Source organism: Sphingopyxis sp. PAMC25046 (assembly GCF_004795895.1).
In the GTDB taxonomy this organism is placed as follows: Bacteria; Pseudomonadota; Alphaproteobacteria; order Sphingomonadales; family Sphingomonadaceae; genus Sphingopyxis.
This window is the reverse complement of the sequence record NZ_CP039250.1, coordinates 53,147-73,381: the sequence shown is the minus strand read 5'-3', so window position 1 is coordinate 73,381 and position 20,235 is coordinate 53,147. Positions and strand designations below refer to the sequence as shown.

The following is a 20,235-nucleotide window of genomic DNA, read 5'->3' as shown; positions in this document are numbered from 1 at the left end:
TCAGGCAGCGCGCTCGAAGATCGCGGCGATGCCCTGCCCGCCGCCGATGCACATCGTCTCGAGCCCGTAACGCCCGTCGCGGCGCACCAGCTCGCGCGTCAGATTGGCGAGAATACGCCCGCCGGTCGCGCCGATCGGATGGCCGAGCGAGATGCCCGATCCGTTGACGTTCAAGATCGCATTGCGGCTGTCGTCGTCCGACCAGTCCCAGCCCTTCAGCACCGCGAGCACCTGCGGCGCGAAGGCTTCGTTGAGCTCGACAAGATCGATGTCGCCCCATCCGAGGCCGCTGCGCGCGAACAGCCGCTCGACCGCGGGCACCGGACCGATGCCCATGCGACTCGGGTCGCAGCCCGCCGCCGCCGAGCTGTGATACCAGGCGATCGGCTCCAACCCGAGTTCGTCGAGCTTGTCCTCGGCGACGACGAGGCACGCCGCCGCGGCGTCATTCTGCTGGCTTGCATTGCCCGCGGTGACGACACCGCCCTCGAGCGGACGCAGCTTGCCGAGCGTCTCGATCGTCGCATCGGCGCGGTAGCCCTCGTCGTGCGCGAAGACGATGGGGTCGCCCTTCTTCTGCGGCACGCTGACCGGCACCAGTTCGTCGTCGAACAGCCCCTTCGCCCATGCCGCGGCGGCACGCTGATGGCTTTGCACCGCATAGGCGTCGGCTGCTTCGCGCGAGATGCCGTAATCCTTGGCGAGATTTTCGGCGGTTTCGATCATGCCGGTGATGACGCCGAAACGTTCGACCGGTTGCGACATCAGCCGCCCGCGCGTCAGCCGGTCGTGAAGCGTGAGGTTGCCCGCGCGAACGCCCTTGCGAATGTCGGTGCTGTAATGTTCGACGTTCGACATCGATTCGACGCCGCCCGCGACGACGACGTCGGACATGCCCGTCTGGACCATCATCGCGGCGTTGACGACGGCTTGGAGGCCGGATCCGCAGCGGCGGTCGAGCTGATAGCCCGGCACGTCGAGCGGCAGCCCCGCGGCAAGCCACGACCAATGACCGATCGCCGGCGCCTCGCCATTGCCATAGCCTTGCGAAAAGACAACATCGTCGACGCGCGCCGGGTCGATCTTCGTGCGTTCTATGAGCGCTTTCAAAATGACGGCGCCGAGCTCTCCCGCGGTCATCGACGAAAGCGCGCCCCCGAATTTTCCCACAGCGGTGCGGATCGGGGCGACGATGGCGGCGCGGCGCAGGGTCATGTGTCAGTCTCCGGTGTTGGCGACGCCGACGATACCGGCATCGATCAGGCGGGCGATCTCGCCCGAGGAAAGCGAAAGGCGATCGGCCAGCACGTCTTCGCTATGCTGGCCGTTGAGCGGAGCCGCGCGCGGCGGCTCGCGTTTCGCCTGCGGGATCGTCGAAAAGGCACCCGCTGCAGGATAGGCGAAGCCGCTCGGATTATCCGCGGCGCCGAAGATCGGATTGTCCGCGACGAGCGCGGGGTCCTGCACCGCGTCATACATGGTGCGATAGGGCGAATGGACGATCCCACCCGCGTCGAAGGCGGCCGCCAGATCGTCATGGTCGCGCGCCGCGATCGCGCGCTCGAACAGCGGATAGAGCGCGTCGCGGTGGTCGAAACGCAGCCCGTCGTCGGTCGCGAAGGACACGCCGCGCTCGCTTTCGATCGCGGCGATCGCTTCGCCGAGCCCCAGCGCGGCGATCAGGTTCGTCCATTGGCGCGGCGTGACGACCACGATCATCGTGCGCCGTCCGTCGCGCGTTACGAAATCGCGCCCGAACAGCCCATAGACCGCATTGCCGAGCCGCGGGCGATTCGCGCCCGAATAAAGCACCTCTGCAACCCCGCCGAGGTTTGCCACGGTGCCGATCGCGACGTCGGACAGCGGAAGCCGCACCTCGCCGCCTTCGCCGCTGACGTTCCGCCGCTGTATCGCGGCGAGTAGCGCGAAGGCGGCATAGGCGCCCGTCAGCAGATCCCATGCGGGCAGCACATGATTGACCGGTTCGGGCCCCGCCCCGGTCAGCATCGGATAACCGACGCTGTTGTTCACCGTATAGTCGAGCGCAGGCGAGCCGTCGGCCCAGCCCATCACGCGCACCGTGATCAGGTCGGCGCGCCCCTCGGCGAGCGCGTCGTGCGACAGGAAGCCGCCGACCGGGAAGTTGGTAATGAACTGTCCCGTCGCGCGCACCAGCGCCTGCAACAGCTCGCGCCCCTCGGGCCGCCCGAGGTCGAGCGCGACCGACTTTTTCGCGCGATTGAGATTTTCCCAATAAAGCGAATCATTGGCCGCGGTCACCGGCCAGCGGCGGAAATCGGGTCCTCCACCGATCTGGTCGACGCGGATCACTTCGGCGCCCATTTGCGCGCAGTAAAGCCCGGCGGTCGGGGAGGCGACGAAGGACGAAGCTTCGATCACCGACAGGCCGGCCAGCAGGTCGTACATCTGGCGCCCGTCTCCCCAAGGTCATCGGCTCGAACGGCCGGTCGAAGCTGTCCGGCGTATCCGAGGGGGATAGCCCCCCCGGCGGCCGCCCTCGCTACTAACAGCCTCGGCCAGTCAAAAACAAGGCTCCCCGATGCCGCGCGGCGATCTTCGGAAATATGCGCCCGGCCGCTTCAATCGCGATCGATCGCCCCGGTATCGAGTAGCGGCGCGGCATCGACATCTCCGGCCCCCAGCAAGTCGGCCAGACGCTCGGTGCCCGCCAGGATCATCGCCTGCTCCCACCCCGGGAGCGCAGCGAATCCCGCCTCGAACTTTTCCTGTAGCAGATCCGGCGCTTCGACGAGGCGGCGGCGACCCGATTCGGTCGCTTCCAAAAGGACCCTCCGCTTGTCCTGTACGCTGCGCGTCCGGCTGGCGAGACCCAGCGCGACGAGGCGGTCGACGATCGCCGTGATGGTCGCATGGCTGAACTCCAGTCGCTGCGCGACGACCCCGGGGGTCACCTCGTCGCCGGCGTCGATCTCGCGCAGTACCAGCAGTTGTGACGGCGTGAGGCCGGTGGCGACTGCCAGCCTGCGGGTGCCGCCGTCGGTCGCGCGCAGGACGCGCCGCAAGGCCTTCAACGTCGCGTTCGCAATTTCGGACTCCATGCGCCCTGTTAGCCGCCCGCCCCGCGCGCGCCAACGCCTTATCCCTGATCGCGTGCGGGTGACACAGGGCTGTCATATATTTCGATATATGAAATAAAATTGCGGCGGCGGGTTGAACGCTTGGCTTCAACCCTTATATTTTGGGCGAGTCGCCGCCTAAGTAGGCTGCGTAAATCCGAAATTTATTTCAGGAGATGAAAGATACTAGACCGGCAAAAAGACGAAGAGTCATTGCCTCCAGGGAAAGATTTTGACGCGATCCCGGCCGCAGATGCCGATATAGGATTCCGCCGGCCGATCGCGTCGGACGGCCCCGCCGTCACCGCTTTGATCGCGGCGTGCCCGCCGCTCGATCGCAATTCCCGTTATTGCAACCTGCTCCAGTGCGAACATTTCGCCGACCATTGCGTCATCGCCGAAAAGGCGGGGCGGATCGTCGGTTGGGTGTCGGGCTATCGCCCGCCGTCGGATCCTGCGGCCTTTTTCGTGTGGCAGGTCGCCGTCTCGACCGAGGGACGCGGGAAGCAACTCGCGAGCCGCATGATCGCCGACCTGCTCGCCAGGCCGGAACAGGATGGCGTGACGCACATGATCACCACGATCACCGCCGACAATCAGGCGTCGTGGGGATTGTTCCGCAGCCTCGCGCGCAAATGGGGCGCCGAACTGGAACGCAGCGCGCTGTTTGAGCGCGAAGCCCATTTCGCGGGCGCCCACGCCACCGAATATCTGGCCCGCATCGGGCCGATCGACCGCACCAAGATAGACGCAGAACAGGGATAAGCAGATGATTACGACACCCCAGCCGTCCGGCGCGATTCCGGACCGGACGATCTATGAGCGCCGCGAATCGGCGGTGCGCAGCTATGCCCGCTCGATGCCGCGCCAGTTCGGCAAGGCCGAAGGCGTGTGGATGCACGACGACCAGGGCGGGCGCTACCTCGACCTGCTGTCGGGCTGCTCGACGCTCAACTATGGTCATAACCACCCGATCCTGAAGCAGGCGCTGCTCGATTATATCGCCGCCGACGGCATCGCGCACGGGCTCGACCTGCACACCGACGCCAAGCGGGATTTCCTCGATGCGTTCGAAACGACGATCCTGAAGCCGCGCGGGCTCGACTATCGCATGATGTTCACCGGGCCCACGGGCACGAACGCGGTCGAGGCCGCGATCAAGCTTGCGCGCAAGGTCACGGGCCGCGAAATGGTGATCGCCTTCACCAACGGCTTCCATGGCATGACATTGGGCGCGCTCGCCTGCACCGGCAACGCCACCAAACGCGGCGGCGCGGGTGTACCGCTTTCCCACGTCGCACACGAACCCTATGACGGCTATTACGGCCCCGACGTCGACACCGCCGACCTGCTCGAACAGCGCCTCGCCGATCCATCGAGCGGGCTCGACGCGCCTGCGGCGATCCTCGTCGAAACGGTGCAGGGCGAAGGCGGGCTCAACGCCGCCTCGCCCGAGTGGCTTCGCCGCATCGCCGACATTGCCAAGGCGCATGGCGCATTGCTCATCGTCGACGACATTCAGGCCGGCTGCGGCCGCACCGGCGGCTTCTTCAGCTTCGAGGATATGGGCTTCACCCCCGATATCGTGACGCTCGCGAAATCGCTCTCGGGCATGGGCCTGCCCTTTGCGCTGACCTTGCTGCGCCCCGAGCTCGACCAATGGTCGCCGGGCGAGCACAACGGCACCTTCCGCGGCAACAATCACGCCTTCGTCACCGCGACCGCCGCGCTCAGGCATTTCTGGAGCACCGGCGATTTCCAGCGCGACATCGAGCGACGCGGCGAGCTTCTCGCGATGCGGCTCGATCGCATCGCGGCCGAACATGGCTTCGAGGTGCGCGGCCGCGGCATGATGCGCGGCGTCAATGTCGGGTCGGGCGAACTGGCCGCGACCGTCACCGCCGCCTGCTTCGACGCCGGCCTGATCATCGAAACCAGCGGCGCGCACGACGAGGTGATCAAGGTGCTCGCCCCGCTCGTCATCGACGACGCCGTGCTCGGCACCGGGCTCGACATCCTCGAAACCAAAATCCGTCAGGCGATGGCCGCCGACTATGCCGTCGCCGCCGAATAAACACAGGAGATATCCACATGATCGTTCGCAACCTGAATGATATCCGCAAATCCGACCGCAACGTCCGCTCGGACGGCTGGGCGAGCGCCCGCATGCTGCTCAAGGACGATGGCATGGGCTTTTCCTTCCACGTCACGACCATGTTCGCGGGCACCGAGCTCAAGATGCACTACCAGAATCATCTGGAATCGGTGTTCGTTCTGAAGGGCACCGGAACCATCGAAGATCTGGGCACCGGCGAAATACACCGGCTGGAACCCGGCGTGATGTACGCGCTCAACGAGCATGACCGGCACATCGTGCGGCCCGAAACCGACATTCTGACGGCCTGCGCCTTCAATCCGCCGGTGACCGGCAAGGAAGTGCACGACGAAACGGGCGCTTATCCGGCCGACGCCGACCTCGTCGCCGCCGACTGACCATCACAAAACAGAAAGGGAGACGTCCGATGCAAGACCTCTACCCATCGCGCCACGCACCCGAGGCCGAAATGCGGCCGCGGCAGGACCCTGTCGTCCATAGCGAATGGAGCAATGACGCGCCGATCAGCGCGCGTCAGGCCGCGCAGTTCGACCGCGACGGCTATATCGTGCTCGAGGATATTTTTTCGGCCGACGAAGTCGCCTTCCTGCAAAAGGCCGCGGGGGCGCTGCTCGCCGACCCCGCCGCGCTCGATGGCGATACCATCGTCACCGAACCGCAGGGCAACGAAATCCGTTCGATCTTCGAGATTCACGCACAGAGCCCCGTGATGGCGCGGCTCGCCGCCGATGCGCGGCTCGCCGACGTCGCGCGCTTCCTGCTCGGCGACGAGGTCTATATCCACCAGTCGCGCCTCAACTACAAACCCGGTTTCACGGGCAAGGAATTCTACTGGCATAGCGACTTCGAGACCTGGCATGTCGAGGACGGCATGCCGCGGATGCGCGCGCTGTCGATGTCGGTGCTGCTCGCCGAGAACACCCCGCACAACGGGCCGTTGATGGTCATCCCGGGGTCGCACCGCACCTATCTCACCTGCGTCGGCGAAACCCCCGACGACCATTATCTGAGCTCGCTCAAGAAACAGGAATATGGCGTTCCCGACGAGGAGAACCTCGCCGAACTCGCGCACAAACATGGCATCGTCGCGCCGACCGGCAAGCCGGGCACGGTGATCCTGTTCGACTGCAACCTGATGCACGGATCGAACGGCAACATCACGCCCTTCCCGCGCGCCAACGCCTTCCTCGTATATAATGCCGTCTGCAACCGGCTCGAAAAGCCATTCGGCGTGGACAAACCGCGTCCCTGGTTCCTGGCGCGTCGCGGCGAACCCGAACCGCTGGCGATCGAACGCGGCCCGCTCGCCGAGGCGGTGGCCGCATGACCGGGCATAGCGTCGAAAAGATCGGCGGCACCTCGATGGCCGCGACCGCGACCCTGTTCGACAATGTGCTGATCGCGGGCCGCTCGGGCGCCGATCTCTACAGGCGCATATTCGTCGTATCGGCCTACGCCGGAATGACCGACCTGTTGCTCGAGAACAAGAAGAGTGGCGCGCCGGGAGTCTACGGCCGCTTCGTCGTCGACGAGGATATGGACGGCTGGCGCGATGCGATGGAAGATGTCCGCCGCGCGATGCACGAACGCAACGCCGGCATGTTCGCGCGGCCCGAAAGCCGCGACGAGGCTGACGCCTTCGTCGACGCGCGCATCGCCACGGTCGCGGCATGCCTCGAAGACCTTGCGCGCCTCCGCGCTCACGGCCGCTTCTGTGTCAAGGAACAGCTGATGACCGTGCGCGAACTGCTCGCCGGGATCGGCGAGGCGCACAGCGCGCACAGCACGGCCCTATTGCTGCGCGACCGCGACGTGAACGCGCGATTCGTCGACCTGACCTTGTGGGACCAGGACGATTTGCGCAGCCTCGACGCACGGATCGGTGACGCCTTCGCGGCGATCGACCTTGCGACGACGCTGCCGATCGTCACCGGCTATGCCGGCTGCGAGGGCGGCATGGTGCGCCGCTACGCGCGCGGCTATACCGAAATGACCTTCTCGCGGCTCGCGGTGCTCACCGGCGCGCGCGAAGCGATCATCCACAAGGAATTCCATTTGTCGAGCGCCGACCCGAAGCTGGTCGGCGAGGACAAGGCGCGCAAGATCGGCCGCACCAATTACGACGTCGCCGACCAGCTCGCGAACCTCGGCATGGAGGCGATCCATCCGGGCGCCGGGCGCGGCCTGCGCCAGACCGACATTCCGCTACGCGTTCGCAACACCTTCGACCGCGAGGATGGCGGCACCCTCGTCACGGGCAACTATGTATCCGACGTGCCGCGCGTCGAGATCGTCACCGGCATCCGCCAGATGCAGGCGCTGACCTTCTTCGAACAGGATATGGTCGGCGTGAAGGGCTATGACGCCGCGATCCTCGACGCGCTGACACGCCACCGCATATGGATTGTCAGCAAGTCGTCGAACGCCAACACGATCACCCATTATCTGTCGGCGAGCGCCGACGCGGTGAAAAAGGTGATCGCCGACCTGCAGAAGGCTTATCCCGAAGCCGCTATCTCGGCGCAGCCGGTGGCGATGGTGGCAGCGATCGGCAGCGACATTTCGCGCCCCGGCCTCGTCCCCGACGCTCTGCGTGCGCTCGAGGATGCAGGCATCGGCATGATCGCGATGCAGCATCAGATCCGCAACGTCGACATCCAGTTCATCGTCGACAGCCGCGACTTCGACGCCGCGGTGCGCGTGTTGCACAAGGCGCTCGTCGAAGACGTCGATGCGGCCGCGGAGGGCCGGCGCGCCGCGTGACGCGGCGGCCGGACGCGGTCGATGTTCGCAACGATCCTGCCCGTGCGGAGCCTGCTGGTCGCGATTTTCGTGATGATGGCGGGCAGTGGCTTCCTGTCGACGCTGATCGGCCTCCGCCTCGAACGCGTGGGCAGCGGCACAATGGTCATCGGCCTCGTCGCGACCGCCTATTTCGCCGGGCTCGTCGTCGGCGCGCTACGTGCGGGCGAGGTCGTGCGCCGGGTCGGCCATATCAGGGCCTTTGCCGCCTTCGTCGCGCTGCTCTCGGCGAGCACGCTCACTTACGCGCTGTTCCAGCAGCCCGTCCTTTGGGCGGTTCTGCGCCTCGTCGACGGGCTGTGCGTCGCGGGAGTCTTCATCTGCGTCGAAAGCTGGCTGGGCGACCGATCGGAGGCGAACACGCGCGGCACGGTGCTCGCCTGGTATATGGTCGCGCTCTATTCGGGGCAGGCGCTCGGCCAGCTTATCTTGCGGTCGGGCAACACCGCTCCGCAGATTCCCTTTGAACTCGCCTCGATCCTGATTTCGCTCGCGATCATCCCCGTCTGCCTAACCCGCGCGACTGCGCCGCTGCTCGAGGATGTGGCCTCGCTGCCGCTGAGGCGCCTGTTCGAAGCCTCACCGCTCGGCGTCGCGGGCGCGGCGATCACCGGCCTCTTGCTCGGCGCCTTCTATGGCCTTGCCGCCATTTACGCGCGCCGGATCGGCCTGAGCCTCGCCGACACCGCGACCTTCATGACGACCGTGATCCTCGGCGGCGTGGCGCTGCAATGGCCGCTCGGCCGCCTGTCGGACCGTTACGACCGGCGGCGCGTTATCATCGCCTGCTTCGCCGCGACCCTCGCCGTCAGCATCGCGCTCGCCACCGCGCCGACCGGAGTCCTGCTGCTCGGTCTCGGCGCGCTGTTCGGCGGGCTCAGCTTCGCGCTCTACCCACTTTGCGTCGCCTTCGCGAACGACCGCCTGCTCCCGTCGGAGCGCGTCACCGCGAGCGGGCAGCTCGTCCTCCTCTATTCGACCGGCGCGGCGCTCGGTCCGCTCGGCGGCGCGGCGGCGATGACGTTCGCGGGCGCGGGCGGACTCTTCCTTTTCGTCGCGTTCGCGGCGGCGGCGATGCTCGGCTTTGGCCTGTGGCGCCTCGCTACCAGCGCGCCCGTCCCCGGCGCGGCGCAGCAGGATTTCCAGATTCTGCCGCGCACGACGCCGGTCGCCGCGTTGCTCGACCCCGCCGGCCCGGAGCCGTCGTCCGAATCCCCTCCGCAAACAGGTGAGCCATGGAAAAGCCCGTAACGACCCACGCCCCGGGGCACCCGCCCCCCTTTCGCGAGCCCACGCCGCTGCACCGCGCGGTCGGAGCCTCGGCGCTCGGCAACGCGGTCGAATGGTTCGACTATGGCATTTATGCCTATGGCGTGACCTATATCTCGGCGGCGCTGTTTCCCGGCGAGACCGAGGATGCGGTACTGTTCGCGCTCGCGACCTTTGCCATTTCCTTCCTCGTCCGGCCGCTCGGCGGGCTGTTCTGGGGGCCGCTCGGCGACCGTATCGGACGCAAGTCGGTGCTCGCGATGACGATCCTGCTCATGGCGGGCGCGACCTTCGCGGTCGGGTTGATTCCCTCTTATGCGAGCATCGGCTTCTGGGCGCCCACCTTGCTGATCCTGCTCCGAATGCTCCAGGGCTTTTCGACCGGCGGCGAATATGGCGGCGCGGCGACCTTCATGGCCGAATATGCGCCCGACGAACGGCGCGGCTTCTATGGCAGCTTCCTCGAATTCGGGACGCTCGCGGGCTTCTCTTTCGGCGCGGCGCTGATGCTCGGCTATTCGCTGCACCTCGGCGATCAGGCGATGCACGAATGGGGCTGGCGCATTCCCTTCCTGATCGCGGGGCCGATCGGGCTCATCGGCATGTATGTTCGCTCGAAGATGGAGGACACGCCGATCTTTCGCGAGGAAATGGCGTCGGCCGAAAGGCGCAAGCCGCCCGGCATCGCGATCATGCTGCGCGACTATTGGCGCCCGCTGCTCGTCGTCGGCGGACTCGTCGTCGCGCTCAATGTCGTCAACTATTCGCTGCTCAGCTATATGCCGACCTATCTCCAGCGGCGGATCGGCCTGTCGAACGAAGAAGCGCTGCTCGTGCCGATCATCGGCATGCTCTTCATGATGGTATTCCTGCCCTTCGCGGGGGCGCTGTCCGACCGCGTGGGCCGCCGCGCGATGTGGCGCTGCTCGCTGATCGGGCTGCTGCTCGGCGTCGTGCCGCTCTATATGCTGATCGGGACGGGGTTCACCGGCGCGCTGATCGGCTTCATGGCGCTCGGCCTGCTCTATGTGCCACAGCTTGCGACGATCTCGGCGACCTTCCCGGCGATGTTCCCGACCGCCGTGCGCTTCGCGGGTTTCGCGATCGCCTATAATGTCTCGACCTCGATCTTCGGCGGCACCGCGCCGATGGTCGGCAGCGGCCTCATCACCCTCACCGGCGACCCGCTGATGCCCGCCTATTATATGATGCTGGCGTGTCTGGTTGGCCTGGCGGCGCTGCGTTTCATGCCGGAAACGGCCGGGCGATCGCTGCGCGAAGATCCTTTTACGCGAAAGGCGACCCCCGCTTCCAGCGGCGGATAGGCGGCGCAGCAGCGATATAACAAATTGAAATGGAAGGGAAATGGCGCACCCGAAGGGATTCGAACCCCTGGCCTCTGCCTTCGGAGCGGGTACTAACAGGCTACGCCATTCAACGCCAGAGCCTGTTTTTATACCTTAAGCTACTCATATTAAATCGGAAAGATGAAAATCGCTTCCGCCGATGCTAACCTAGGCCCGCCGAGAATACACTCCCTGTTGCTTACGCGGTGCTTTCGCGGAAGCGGTACGGTTCGAAGAGGTTGCAGCCTATGGGCAGGATCACAAAACGCCTTGTAGAGGCAGCTGTCGCCGAGGTGAAGGATTATATCATCTGGGACGACGAACTGCCGGGTTTCGGCATCCGGATATTCGCTTCTGGCAAGCGCAGCTACATCATCCAGTATCGCACCCAAGGGCGATCCCGGCGTCTAACGATCGGTATGCACGGCGTCTGGACCCCCGAAATGGCGCGCCGGGAAGCGCGCATTCAGTTGGGCCGCGTGGCTCAAGGCGAAGATCCGCAGGAAGAGCGGCAGATCGACAGGCAAGCGATTACGGTCAAAGAACTTTGCACCTTGTATTTGACCGACCTCAATGCCGGCTTGATCCTCGGCAAAGGCGGGAGACCGAAGAAACAATCGACTGTCGACACCGACACTGGTCGTATCCACCGCCATATTGTGCCGCTGCTCGGACCGCGGCGGGTCAAGGATCTGGACAAGGCGGACATCAACAAGGCGATGAAAGACATCATGGCCGGCAAGACAGCGGTCAACGTCAAGACAGCGAAACTGCGAGGTAAGGCGATTGTGAGAGGCGGCGCCGGTACTGCCGCCAGAACTATTGGCTTGCTGGGAGGAATACTGACCTATGCTGTCGAGGCTGGCATCATCGAAACCAATCCCGCGTTCGGCATCCGCAAGCCAAAAGACAATGTCCGCGATCGCCGACTGTCGGAAGCCGAGTATCGCTTGATCGGTACCAAACTTCGCGAAGCGGAGATCGATGGGCAACATGAGATAGCCGCGCAGATTATCAGACTGCTGGCGCTCACCGGCTGTCGTCGCAGCGAACTCACCAAGCTCCGGTGGAGCGAAGTCGACATCGAAGGCAGCTGCCTTCGCTTGGAAGATAGCAAGGAAGGAAAATCGGTTCGGCCCGTCGGCTTGTCTGTTATCGAATGCCTGCAACAACAGAAGATGTCAGACGGCCGAACCTATGTGTTTCCGGGCACAGGCCGCGACAACGCCTTCGGCGCTCTTCCCGATCACTGGACGAAGATCCTCGGCGGATGCGGTCTTGACGACATCACGCCCCATGTGCTGCGGCATAGTTTTGCAAGCATCGCGAATGATCTCGGCTTTACTGAGACCACGGTCGCCGCGCTTCTGGGGCATGCCAAGGGGTCGGTGACCGGCCGCTATATCCACACGATGGATGCCGCGCTCATCGCCGCCGCAGACACGGTAGCCGGATATATCCAGGGCCTTCTCGATGGCGCGCATTACAAGCTGACGGCTTACGCCCTCGATCATGCTTCTCGAAAGCAGGCTCTTGCGAGCTTTCTGGCGACCGCTGTTGCAGAAGAGCACGCCGCCGACGCGAGCGGAGAATCTCTCGCCGCTTGAGGAGAGCAAGGTCACGCCCCGAGCCAGAACCGTTCCTTTAATCGGGCTAATTATCGCCCAGTTACAAGGAGTAAGATATGTCCAATGACATCAAACCGTCGACGACCGATACGACGATCAAGCCTCGTTATGTGACGACGCCGGAAGCAGCCATACACCTCGGCCTATCGCCTCGAACTCTCGAGAAGCATCGATGCTACGGTACAGGCCCGACATATCGAAAGCTGGGCGGCCGAGTGGTCTACGCGATAGACGATCTCGATGCGTGGGCCGAGCTTGGAACGCGGCAATCGACCTCAGATCCGGGTTTGGGTGAGGCAAGGCCCGCCAAACAAACACCCTCCAAAGTGACGAAGGATTAACGAAGAAACATATGAGCCGGCATCGATATACTCGGTGCCGGCTTCGGACTTACCCGTCGCTTCTGGCCGATTGCGGTCGGGCAGCTTCGGGTCCGAAACCGAAAGAAGCGGACAGATACTCGGCCGTCTAGGAAGCGTTCGCGAGTCCAAAGCTGGTAAATTTCCGAGCGTAGGCCAGAAGCCCGAAGCAGTTCTTCAGTCGAACACAGCCAATTAGACGGTGCAAAGACCTCAGTTGTTTCCAGCAGGGCATTTGGGCAACGTAGTTAACAGCAAGGACAACGCCAGCCGTGCGCCCTAGGCCCGCGCCGCCCGACGGCGACAGCGCCATCCGTCGCAATCATCCTCCGGCACCGAAAATCAGATCGAGCATTTGCTTCTTCCAGATTTGCACGGCACGCTCGATGAAGGCCGCGTCCGGATTCCGGATGTATTCCACGGTCAGCCCGCGGGAGACCGCGTTATTAAGGAGCTGGACGCTCAAATGCGTTTCATCTTCCGCTATTCCCGCGGCGCGCAGGATGGAATAGGCCCACAACCGCACGCGGCGGTCGAAACGGCGGGTGCTGGGTCCCACCTCGCGGTCGAGATCCGGATCCTTGCGGCGCGCGAGATGAATTTCGAGAACCGCTGCCATCTCGGGCCGGCTGATCATCTTGAAATTCGCGTCGATCAGATTCTCCATTGATTCTCTAGGCGAGCGTCCGCGCCGAATGGCTTCGCGATATACCCAAACCCGATAGGCAGAGAATTCAGCGGCGACGGCGGCCATCAGCTTAGCCTTGGTCGGGAACTGATGCTGGATCGCGCCGAGGCTCATGCCAGCAGCGTCGCGGATCGCGTGCATCGTCGCCCCCGAATAGCCCTGGGCGCACAAGACATCGCGCGCCGCCGCGATCACCTTGGCGCGGGTTGCCGCGCTGCGGTCGGCCTGGCTGCGGCGCGGTTTTTGGGCAAGGTTCGTCGTGCGGGAAATGTCGGTAACGATATCGGCCTCGTTCATGAGCGGGGTTTCCACGGAGCCGTGGGAAAATTCAACCCTGACGATGGAAGGGAGCGGGGGCGCCCCGTCCTTTGGACAAGCCTGTCGTCAGAAGTTCGAACGGAATCGAACGCCGAAGGTCCGCGGCTGCTGGACGATAGCATTGCCCGTCCCCCCCGCCCCATCGCCGCTGAGATAATAATAAAGCCCGCGCGCATTCCCGACGTTCGTGACATAGAGGTCGAGGCGGTGCTGGCCAAGCTCGACTCCGCCTTGCAGGTTCACTGTGCTGTAGCTTGGAAGCCGTTCATGACCGGTCTGCGGCGCCGCGAGCCCGCCGACTACAAAGTCCGAATTGCGCGATCCCACATAGGTCCAGTCCGCCCCCAGGAATATCGTCGCGTCGCCGCCGACCGGCACGCGATAGTCGAAGCCGGCTGTATTCGTGAAGGTCGGCACATAGGGCAGGCGATCGCCCCGAAGGCCGCCGATACTCGGGACGGCTGCCCGCAGCTTAGCGTCGGTGTAAGCGCCGTTGACGAAGAACGAAAGCTGCGGTGATGCCGCGAGCCGCAGCGCATATTCGACTCCGCGGCTACGCGCCTTGCCGCCGTTATCAGTGAAATTGTTGGGAACTCCCGTATCCGGATCGACCACCGACGTCGGGATCTGGATATTTGTCCAGTCGACGGAAAAAGCCGAGATGTCGAAGGTCAGGCGGCGAGTGAACAATTCGCCTTTCGCGCCCAGTTCGTAATTCACGGTCGTGTCGGCGCCGTAGCTGGTCCGGTACCCCGGCGGCGGCGCCGCCGGCACGAGGTTGGGACCACCCGGCCGATACCCCGTCGCCACCCGCGCATAGAGCGTCACCCGCTCGGCCGGGTGCCAGCTGATCGCGCCGGACCAGGTGGCTTTTCCCTCTTTGGTTTTCGACGCCGGATCGGTGACATCGACGAAGGATTGCGAAACGAAGCCCGCGAAGCGCGTCGTTTGCGATCGTTGCCGGTTGCGCGAATATCGGGCGCCGCCCGTAACCTCGACAGTGGGCAGCACATGCCAGGTCAGCTGCGCAAAGCCGGCGAGCTCACGATATCGGGCGGGAACAGACAAGCCGCCGCCCGGCACCGGAAGCGTCAGGATCTCCGGCGGCGTTGTAACGCTGGTTACGTCGAAGAACTGGGCAATCGAGCTTTTTTCGTCGGTATAGAAAAGGCCGACGAGATAGTCGATCGGTCCGGAGTCGGGCGCTGACGCGAGCCGGATTTCCTGATTGATGCGGCGCACCGCGGTGAAATCGTTGCTCCGGATGTCGACCGGCTGCCCATAAGCCCCGCTGAGCACGTCGCCGAAGGTCACGCCCGGCGCCGCATTATAATGGGTCAGGACCTTCCTGCGCTGAAAATTCATCTTGGCTAGGCTGGTGATGCTCGTGATCGATGCGAAGCCGACGTCATAGTTCAACGTCGCGCTATACAGCTGCGACTTGCGCTTGATCGGTTCGCCGAGGCGCAGATTGCGTTGCAGTGCGCCCCGATTGGCGATCGAGGTGGCGTTCTCCGGCGGCGTGGCCGGCGTCAGCGCGGCGCCGACCACGTCGATGCTGACGGGCGCGTCGCGATCGTCGCGCTGCCAGATGCCGCTCAGCCGGACGCTGAAGTCGGGAGTGGCCTGCCACAAGAGGGCGCCGCGAACTCCATAGCGTTCCCCGCTGTTGACGTTTCGCTTATTGCCCAGCGGATTGTCGATATAGCCCGGAAGACGCTCGTAAAGCCCCGAAACGCGGATCGCCACGCTGTCCTGGATAACCGGCAGGTTCAGCGCCGCGCGGACGCTTCCTCCCGTTTCGCCATCGTCGACGTGATTGAGTTCCAGCTGCGCCGATCCCTCGACGCGGGAAAGATTGGGCGCCTTCGTCACATATTTCACCAGCCCGCCGAGCGCTGAGGCACCGTACAGCGTTCCCTGGGGGCCGCGCAGCACCTCGATCCGCTCAAGGTCATAGGTGTCGAAGTTGGGCGTCGTGCTTTGCTGGTACGATGATGAAGAGGTGAGCGGCACATCGTCGACGAGGATCGCGGTCGTGGCGCCCTGGCCGCTCGCGTTGAGCCCGCGAACGGTAAGCTGCGGGCCAGTCAGCCCCTCGCTGAACGATATGCCGGGCGTAAAAGCGGCGAACTGTTCGATGCGGGTGAGGTTGCGCTGCGTCAACGCATCTCCGCTCACGGCCGTGACCGCAGACGGAACGTCGATCAGCCGCTGCTCGCGCTTTTGCGCGGTCACGACGATCTCATCGGGCGCGGCCGGGTCGGCGTCCTGTGCCCACGTCGCCGATGGTGTTGCGATGACAGCGACCAGAGCGGTGCCGGCAAATATCCCGTTCAAACGTCGCATATCGTCTCTCCCAGTTGGTCTGATTTGGATGCGCTTCACGCCCCGCGGCCCAGCGCAAATCGCATGCCGTGAAGGATAGCGGCCGGTGCGACCGAGACGTGATCGTCTTCGGCAAAGGCGACATGGCGCAGGTTCGAGACGCCGGAATCGCGCAGCGCGCCAGCGAAATCCTTTGCGCCGTCGACCATGCGCGCGGCACGCACCTGTGCCTGCGCTTCCTCCAGCGTCAGGCCCATCCCGTCGGGTACGCTCGTCGGCACGTCCTGCTCTTTGGCGCCAACGTCGACGAACACGCGCGGCTGCTGCGGCAGCCGCGCGAGCCGCTGGTTGAAGCCGGATAACTTCTGGAGAATCGAAAAGCCGTCCCACCAAAGCGACGGGCTGCTGATGATGAACGACGCGAAGCTGTCGGGCCGGGTCAACAGGGCATTGGCGGCGAAAAGGCCCCCGAGCGAATGACCGAACAGGATCGGCGCGCCGCCGACCGTCTGCGGATAGCGCGCCGCGATCTCGGGCCGCAGCGTCTCTATCAGGAAGGCCAGGAATGCGTCGGCACCACCGCTGTTTTCGCCGCCTATCGCCGTGCCGAACGCCCCGAGATCGTCGAGCGCCTCGGCCCCGATCGGCGGGGCGAGATCAGCCGTGCGCAGCCGCATGACATCGGCGAACGCCGCATCATAGCCGATCCCGACGACATAGTGCGCCGGAAACCCCTCCACGGTCGAAACCGCGCGCCCGATCTCCGCCGCCATGCCGAACAGGATGTCGCCGTCGACGATATAGAGCACCGGAATGGGCGCATCGGCCGCCTCGATCGCCGGGACCGCAACGCTGATCTGGAGCAGCCCCTCGCGAAAGGGATGTGCGAGCGTGAATTGCTCGACCGAAGCGCGGACGGAAAATTGCATCGCGTTACTCCTGCCTTAACGGCCGCTCGAGACCTGCGTACCAATCGTGATTTTTCAGAAATGCCCAGCCTCCGATATCCGACTCATCACATCATTTTACAATAAGGTCAACTTATTTGTTGTGCGGCAATGATGATCGGTATAGGTCGTTGCCTTACAGTCGCGGGAGAAGGGACATGACGAGCAGTTCGGGCCTGACCGCAGAAAGGCCTTCTTCGCCAGTGACCAGGCACGAGGCAGCCGAGTCCGCCGCGCGGCCGGCCTCCGATGGGGTTCGTGCGCTAGCCTGGTATGGTCTCGCCGTTCTTTTGATGGCCAATTTCTATGGCCTCGTCGTCCGGCAGATGCTCAACCTGATCGCGCCCGGCCTCCAGGTTTCGTTCGGCTTCTCCGACTTCCAGCTCGGAATGCTCCAGGGGCTCGGCATGGCGGTCTTTGCCTGTGTCGCGAGCTACCCGATGGGCTGGCTCGCCGATCGCTACGGCCGCCGCCTGCTGCTCGCGATCGGGGTCGGCATATGGTCGCTTTCGACCGTCCTATACGCATTTCAGGATAGCTTCGGCGGCCTCTTCGCGGGGACGGTCGGCATCGCAATCGGCGAAGCCGGGCTGATCCCAATCATTTATGCGATGATCCCCGACCTGTTCCCCGAACATAGGCGCAACACGGCCAATCTGATCTTTTATGGCGGATCGCTGTTTGGCGCCGGGATCGGCATGGCGCTCGGCGGGGCGATGCTCGAATGGTTGGGAGCATCGCCCGGCAGTCTGCCCGACTGGCTCGCAGGCGTCGATACATGGCGCGTCGCGATGGTGATGATCGCCCTGCCCGGCCCGGTCTTCCTCCTACTCATTGCAACGATGCCGCTTGCCGGGCACGGATCGCCCGTTCATGCGGCGCAAACGGCCACCCCGCCCAAAGCGCCGGGCTTTGCCCCTTACGCCCAAGCACATTGGCGCACGCTCGCCTGTGTCTGCGGTTCGATATTTGCCATGGCGGTGGCGATGACCTCGGCGCTCATCTGGTTCCCCGTCGCCTTGCCGCGTGCCTTCGGCATCGATCCGGCGACCGTTGGCGTGGGGCTTGGTACGGCGGTCACCGCCGCGACGCTGATCGGCGTGTTTCTTCCCGGCATCGCGCTGAAATTCGGACGGCGCGGCGGGCTTACGCCGATCAAGGCGACGAGCTTCTTTCTCTGGCTGACACCGTTGCCCGCCTTGTTCTTGCCCTTCGTCACCTCCCCCTTTGAGGCCTACACCATCGCCGCGCTTCAGGGCGCGATGGGCGTGGCCGGTTCGGCGCTGATGCCAGGGATATTTCAGGACCTCGCGCCCGCCGCTCTGCGGGCGCGCGTGATGACCCTGCTCGGCATCGCCAATGCACTGGCCCTCGCGGCGTCACCGCTCGCGGTCGGCATGATCTCAAGCCTGATGGCCGGGCCGCGTGGCATGCTTTATTCGGTAGCGATCGTTAGCATTCCCTCGCTTTTTGCCGCCGCTGTCCTGATGACGCTCGCCCAGCGCCCCTATGCCGCCACGGTCCGCGCCGTGCGATCCCCGTTTCCAGGAGAAGAAGTATGACCGCCATCATTACGACCGACCGTCCCGACGATATGACCAGCATGCGTGAAGCGGTCGAGGCCGGGGAAACGACTTCGGCGGCGTTGGTCGAACGCGCGATCGAACGTGCCGAAGCGGTCAATTCGCAGCTCAATTTCATCACATGGCCCTGCTTCGACCGCGCCCGCGCGCAGGCAGCCGGTCCTCGCCCGGGACCGCTTGGCGGTCTCCCAACCCTGATCAAGGATTCGATCCTGGAAAAGGGCACCCGGTCGAGCTTTGGCGCGGTTGTGCTCCGCGACTACATCCCCGTCGAAGATGGGCCCTACGCTCGTGCGATAAACAGCGCCGGTCTGATCTCCATCGCCCGCACGGCGATGCCCGAACTCGGGCTCAATGTGGTAACCGAATCGCCGCTGGTGGGCGTGACCCGCAATCCGTGGAGCCTCGACCGCACCCCCGGCGGTTCGTCAGGCGGCGGCGCGGCGGCCGTGGCGGCCGGCGTCGTACCGGTCGCCCATGCCAGCGACGGGCTGGGGTCGATCCGTCATGGCGCGGCGCCGTGCGGCCTCGTTGGTCTCAAGCCATCGCGCGGACGCAATATCGGCGACGAGGCGATGCGCTCGATCGCCGACCTGAATGTCGATGGCTGCGTCAGCCGCACGGTGCGGGACACCGCCGCCTGGCTCGCAGCAACCCAGACGCGCGCGCCTGACGCAGCCTTCACGCCGGTGCCGCTCGTAACCGCGCCGATCGACAGCAAGCTCCGCATCCATGCCTACAGCACGGTGATGCGCAGCGGCGCGGATCCAGACGCGAGCGTCGCGCGGGTCTTTGCTGACACGATCGGTCTGCTCGGCCGCCTCGGCCATGACGTCAGCGACGGCCAGCTGCCCTTCGACGCGCGCGCCGCGATCTCTGCGCTCAGCGACATAACCGAAGGCAGGTTTTCGCGGCGCCTGGGGGCGGTCGCCGAACTTCTCGGCGTGGTCATCACCCCGGTCGATCTCGAATATCGCTCTCAAACGATCGTCGAACAGGGGAACCGGATTTCGGACGAGCAATATGACGCGGCATGGGCGCTTATGGAGAAAAACGTCGCATCCTATCTCGCGCTGCTGGACGAGATCGATATCTGGATGACCCCCACTTTCAGCACCGAAATCATCCGCACCGGCGTCTTCGGACCCGACACCGCATGGCTCGACACGCGCGATCATCTGCTCGACTATGCCGGCTATTGCTGGATCGATAATTTTGCCGGCTCGCCTTCGATCAGCCTGCCGATGGGTTTCAGCGACAATGGATTGCCCGTCGGCGTCCAGTTGGCAACCCGGCCCGGCGGCGAGGCACTTCTGCTCGCGCTCGCATACCAGCTGGAAGATGCCATTGCATGGTGGCGTCACACCCCGCCGATCTGGGTCGGCGCGTGATGACGAACGAAAGTTTCGGCGCCGTGTTGAAGCGCCATGCGGCCGCAACGCCGGATGCCGCCGCGGTGAGCTAATGACGAGAAAACCCTGAATGGTGCAAGCTTCCGACAGCCGGCCGGCACAGTTGCTGGAAGCGGGCGTCGTCCGCGTCGATATGGTCGCGATCGCCCTTTCCGAGGGTACCGCGCACAACGAACCGCTCGGATGGCTATCGGTCGGAAATTTATCCAGCGGCGGCGAGGGACACATCCGTCGTGAAAGATCGTCGGGAGATGCTCATTTGGCGCGAGGACCTTCGACGCGCAGTCACTGCGGAGTGGGACGACGGAAAATAGATCGACGGCGATTTCGCCGTTAAGTTC

Annotated in this window: 17 protein-coding genes; 11 read left to right on the top strand and 6 right to left on the bottom strand. The window is 64.5% G+C overall.

Annotated features, from left to right (window positions below; all coding sequences use genetic code 11):
- The 3 genes from E5675_RS00375 to E5675_RS00365 form a co-directional block, all read right to left on the bottom strand.
- The gene (locus tag E5675_RS00375) at nt 1–1,215 is read right to left on the bottom strand and encodes an acetyl-CoA C-acetyltransferase (RefSeq protein ID WP_136172942.1); all 1,215 of its coding nucleotides are present in this window, start codon (nt 1,213–1,215) and stop codon (nt 1–3) included.
- Between the two features lie 3 nt (nt 1,216–1,218).
- Nucleotides 1,219–2,427 carry a CoA transferase gene (locus E5675_RS00370; protein ID WP_136172941.1) on the bottom strand — a complete coding sequence of 403 codons (1,209 nt, stop codon included), beginning with the start codon at nt 2,425–2,427 and terminating at the stop codon, nt 1,219–1,221.
- 173 nt (nt 2,428–2,600) lie between these two features.
- Complete coding sequence (locus tag E5675_RS00365) at nt 2,601–3,080, bottom strand: MarR family transcriptional regulator (protein ID WP_136172940.1); 480 nt, start codon at nt 3,078–3,080, stop codon at nt 2,601–2,603.
- Nucleotides 3,081–3,407: 327 nt separating this feature from the next.
- Here E5675_RS00365 and ectA point away from each other — a divergent pair, with 327 nt between their 5' ends.
- The 9 genes from ectA (at nt 3,408) to E5675_RS00320 (ending at nt 12,600) form a co-directional block, all read left to right on the top strand.
- Nucleotides 3,408–3,863, top strand: coding sequence for a diaminobutyrate acetyltransferase (gene ectA / locus E5675_RS00360; RefSeq protein WP_247594907.1), 456 nt, complete (start codon nt 3,408–3,410; stop codon nt 3,861–3,863).
- 4 nt (nt 3,864–3,867) lie between these two features.
- The gene (ectB, locus tag E5675_RS00355; RefSeq protein WP_136172939.1) at nt 3,868–5,172 is read left to right on the top strand and encodes a diaminobutyrate--2-oxoglutarate transaminase; all 1,305 of its coding nucleotides are present in this window, start codon (nt 3,868–3,870) and stop codon (nt 5,170–5,172) included.
- Between the two features lie 17 nt (nt 5,173–5,189).
- Entirely contained in the window at nt 5,190–5,591 is a 402-nt protein-coding gene (locus E5675_RS00350; RefSeq protein ID WP_037557429.1) for an ectoine synthase, read from the top strand.
- Between the two features lie 29 nt (nt 5,592–5,620).
- Nucleotides 5,621–6,541, top strand: a complete 921-nt coding sequence (gene thpD / locus E5675_RS00345) for an ectoine hydroxylase (protein ID WP_136172938.1) — start codon at nt 5,621–5,623, stop codon at nt 6,539–6,541.
- Nucleotides 6,538–7,977, top strand: a complete 1,440-nt coding sequence (locus tag E5675_RS00340; RefSeq protein WP_136172937.1) for an aspartate kinase — start codon at nt 6,538–6,540, stop codon at nt 7,975–7,977. Before thpD ends, E5675_RS00340 begins: the two co-directional genes overlap by 4 nt.
- 21 nt (nt 7,978–7,998) lie before the next feature.
- Nucleotides 7,999–9,267 (top strand): MFS transporter, encoded by a 1,269-nt coding sequence (locus E5675_RS00335; RefSeq protein ID WP_136172936.1) that lies wholly within the window; start codon nt 7,999–8,001, stop codon nt 9,265–9,267.
- Nucleotides 9,252–10,610 carry an MFS transporter gene (locus tag E5675_RS00330; RefSeq protein ID WP_136172935.1) on the top strand — a complete coding sequence of 453 codons (1,359 nt, stop codon included), beginning with the start codon at nt 9,252–9,254 and terminating at the stop codon, nt 10,608–10,610. Before E5675_RS00335 ends, E5675_RS00330 begins: the two co-directional genes overlap by 16 nt.
- A 269-nt stretch (nt 10,611–10,879) precedes the next feature.
- Nucleotides 10,880–12,238: a site-specific integrase gene (locus E5675_RS00325; RefSeq protein WP_136172934.1), complete on the top strand. Its 1,359-nt coding sequence runs from the start codon at nt 10,880–10,882 to the stop codon at nt 12,236–12,238.
- Between the two features lie 77 nt (nt 12,239–12,315).
- A complete protein-coding gene (locus E5675_RS00320; protein WP_136172933.1) occupies nt 12,316–12,600 on the top strand; it encodes a helix-turn-helix domain-containing protein in 285 nt (94 codons plus the stop codon).
- Nucleotides 12,601–12,940: 340 nt separating this feature from the next.
- Here E5675_RS00320 and E5675_RS00315 read toward each other — a convergent pair whose 3' ends face one another.
- The 3 genes from E5675_RS00315 to E5675_RS00305 all read right to left on the bottom strand — a co-directional run bounded on the left by E5675_RS00315 (nt 12,941) and on the right by E5675_RS00305 (nt 16,881).
- Complete coding sequence (locus tag E5675_RS00315; protein WP_136172932.1) at nt 12,941–13,603, bottom strand: TetR/AcrR family transcriptional regulator; 663 nt, start codon at nt 13,601–13,603, stop codon at nt 12,941–12,943.
- Between the two features lie 87 nt (nt 13,604–13,690).
- On the bottom strand, nt 13,691–15,973 hold the full coding sequence (locus E5675_RS00310; RefSeq protein WP_136172931.1) for a TonB-dependent receptor: 2,283 nt from the start codon (nt 15,971–15,973) through the stop codon (nt 13,691–13,693).
- Between the two features lie 35 nt (nt 15,974–16,008).
- The gene (locus E5675_RS00305; protein WP_136172930.1) at nt 16,009–16,881 is read right to left on the bottom strand and encodes an alpha/beta hydrolase-fold protein; all 873 of its coding nucleotides are present in this window, start codon (nt 16,879–16,881) and stop codon (nt 16,009–16,011) included.
- 311 nt (nt 16,882–17,192) lie between these two features.
- On the opposite strand from E5675_RS00305, the gene E5675_RS00300 reads away from it, so the two are divergent.
- Nucleotides 17,193–18,461 (top strand): MFS transporter, encoded by a 1,269-nt coding sequence (locus tag E5675_RS00300; protein WP_168707767.1) that lies wholly within the window; start codon nt 17,193–17,195, stop codon nt 18,459–18,461.
- Nucleotides 18,458–19,873 carry an amidase family protein gene (locus E5675_RS00295; RefSeq protein ID WP_136172928.1) on the top strand — a complete coding sequence of 472 codons (1,416 nt, stop codon included), beginning with the start codon at nt 18,458–18,460 and terminating at the stop codon, nt 19,871–19,873. The genes E5675_RS00300 and E5675_RS00295 overlap by 4 nt, the downstream gene beginning before the upstream one ends.
- Nucleotides 19,874–20,235: the final 362 nt, after the last annotated feature.